Genomic DNA, 2,447 nt, shown 5'->3' with positions numbered 1-2,447 from the left:
GCCGCCGAGGGGGGTGAATCACAGACTCGGTGGCTCGCACATGCGAGCGAGGGGGCGACCGAGATCATCTTAATTCGGGCTGCATGTTGACCTCGATCGACTTCGTAGTTGGCGTTCTGGCCTGATCACGCTTGACGCACTCCGGAGAAAGGCCTCGGTATCATCGCGGCCGCAGAGGCCGTGCGGGACCCGTTCGTCGGGACTGTCGAACACCTCAGAGCTCCTAGCAGGTTCTGTCAGGTAGCGGTGAGTCTCGTTGTAGTGCAGCATGTTTCGTCGTGGCAGCACCATGGATCGTGGACGACCAGCTCTGGGCAGTGATCGAACCGCTACTACCGGTGAAGGCCCCGGGCACACCAGGACCAGCACGGATGAACGATCGGCTTGTCCTGCAAGGGATTCTGTTCGTGCTGATCACCGGCATCGGGTGGGAGGATCTACCCCAGGAACTGGGATTCGGGTCCGGGATGACCTGCTGGCGGCGGCTACGAGATTGGCAGTCCGCCGGGGTGTTCGAGGCCATGCACACCACGATGCTCGCCCACTGCCACCGCGCGGGATTGGTCGATTTCGACCGCGTCATACCCGACGGCTCGCATGTGCGGGCCAAAAAGGGGGCGCCGACACCGGTCCCAGCCCGGTCGACCGCCGTAAGACCGGAGCGAAACACCACATCCTGACCTGCGGTAACGGGCTCCCACTCGCCATCGTGCAGTCAGCGGCCAACGTCAACGACCACCTGGTTCTGCCCGAGCTGCTCGACCGAGTACGACCTCTACAAGGACGACCCGGCCGTCCACGCGAGCGGATCACCACCCTGATCGCGGACAAGGGCTACGACTATCCCCGGGTCTACGACGAACTCGAGCACCGAGGGATCACCGGCTATATCCCACGCCGCGGCACCCGCGACAAGGTGACCGCCGGCCGCTGGATCGTCGAGCAAACCCTGGCCTTGCTGCACCAATACCGGCGCCTGGCTGTCCGTTGGGAACGCCGCACCGACATTCACCAAGGATTCCTCGACCTCGCTGCGGCGCTCATCTGCTGGCGACGACTCAGCAACCGAACCTGATAGGAGCCCTTAGCTCCACAGAAATAGCAGGTCAGGCCCGGTCTAAAACCGGGCCTGACCTTTTTGTTTGACCTGGCCCCACGTTTACCCCACGTTTTGGCGTCACCGAAGCCACCGGCCGTGCGTCGGGTCGCCATCATGACCGATCCCGCGAGGCTGGACCCCGACGATCAGCATCGCCTCGACGCGATCCTGTCCGCGAGTCCGGAGTTGGAATCTCTGCGGGCCATGTCAGCGGGTTCGCGATCATGATGACCGAGCTGAAGAGATGTAGATCAGGGGGCTGTGCGGACGTGGCCGGTTCCGGAACCGCGCTCCAAGCCGGCTCATTCGGGACTGCGCTGCCGCGAGACCCGCGGCGGCGTTGTGGTCGGCTCCCGGCGTCAGGCGGTCCGAAGCACGTCACCTGTAGGTGTGTCATCGAACAGTTCGCGCAGTCGGCGTAGCGCTCGCATCCGGGTCGGACCGATGCTGCCCACCGGGATTCCGAGGTGACTGGCAATTTCGCCGTACGAACCATCATTGTGGGTCAGCTCCGTGAGGAGCACGCGTTCGCCCTCCGGCAGCAGCCTCAGCACCTCATGGAGTACCGATGTCCGTTCGGTGGCAAGTATGTCCCGCTCGATGTTGACACGTTCGTCGCGAAGCCATTCGCCGACAATGTCGGCCACATTGCCCACCAGTTCCTCACGCTGCTTGTTTCGGCGAAGGCTGATGTCTTCGCAGTTGCGTCGCATGATCATGGCCAGCCACGGACGAAGCCGGCTCGGGTCGCGAAGCTTTGGCAGTTGGGCAACCGCGCTGAGCCACGTTTCCTGCATAGCGTCGGAGCACTCCTCAGAGGAGAGGCGCTTCGCCCTCCCGATAGAGCCCAGGTAGCGGGCGTGCTTGGCAACGATTTGTTCCCAGGCGTCCTCGTCTCCGTCCACCGCCATGCCGACCAGCGCTCTGGCAGTGGACTCTCGGTCTCCATCGACGTCCATGTGATCGAGCTCCATGTTCACCATGGGCGTACCTCCCCTGTGCTGAGAAGGGGAATCCACCGGCATTCGAGATCGGTGGTACTCCCCTTCTCCTGACGGCCGAGGCCATCGTCGCTGCCGACGCTGCACCGTTCGCTGGCGTGCCGCTGCATCGTGCACTGCACTCGTGGTGCAGTGCACGGTGGTACCAATAGTCTGGTTCGACCCGGCAGGATCAGGCCTCCAGAGCTGGCGGGGTCACGGCTCGATGGCGTCGATTTCGGCGATCGCCTCGGCGGGCAGCTGCAGGTCGGCCGCGGCGACATTCTCCCGCAGGTGGGTGACCGAGGAAGTTCCGGGGATCAGGACCATCGACGGCGAGCGCTGCAGCAGCCAGGCGAGCGTTACCC

At 64.0% G+C, this 2,447-nt stretch carries 3 protein-coding genes; 1 reads left to right on the top strand and 2 read right to left on the bottom strand.

Translation table 11 applies throughout. The annotated features are described in order from the left end of the window. Positions 1 to 278: 278 nt before the first annotated feature. A protein-coding gene (locus ACFWPJ_RS30415; RefSeq protein WP_378856588.1) for an IS5 family transposase occupies positions 279 to 1,075 on the top strand; the annotation gives its coding sequence in 2 pieces (ribosomal slippage) (positions 279 to 624 and positions 624 to 1,075; 798 coding nt in all). A 383-nt stretch (positions 1,076 to 1,458) separates the two neighbouring features. Here the strand turns inward: ACFWPJ_RS30415 and ACFWPJ_RS30410 are convergent. Both ACFWPJ_RS30410 and ACFWPJ_RS30405 read right to left on the bottom strand, forming a co-directional pair. Continuing rightward, positions 1,459 to 2,082, bottom strand: coding sequence for an RNA polymerase sigma factor (locus tag ACFWPJ_RS30410; protein WP_378856586.1), 624 nt, complete (start codon positions 2,080 to 2,082; stop codon positions 1,459 to 1,461). Positions 2,083 to 2,295: 213 nt separating this feature from the next. Beyond that, on the bottom strand, positions 2,296 to 2,447 hold a 152-nt coding region (locus tag ACFWPJ_RS30405), incomplete at its 5' end, for an aldo/keto reductase (RefSeq protein ID WP_378856590.1).

The sequence above is a fragment of the Nocardia sp. NPDC058497 genome, from assembly GCF_042720195.1.
In the GTDB taxonomy this organism is placed as follows: domain Bacteria; phylum Actinomycetota; class Actinomycetes; order Mycobacteriales; family Mycobacteriaceae; genus Nocardia.
This window is presented reverse-complemented; position numbering and strand designations above follow the sequence as displayed.

What these genes read in the sequence shown, in the direction of transcription:
- ACFWPJ_RS30410 (WP_378856586.1), bottom strand. Translation starts at nt 2,082, where the DNA reads ATGGTGAACATGGAGCTCGATCACATGGACGTCGATGGAGACCGAGAG.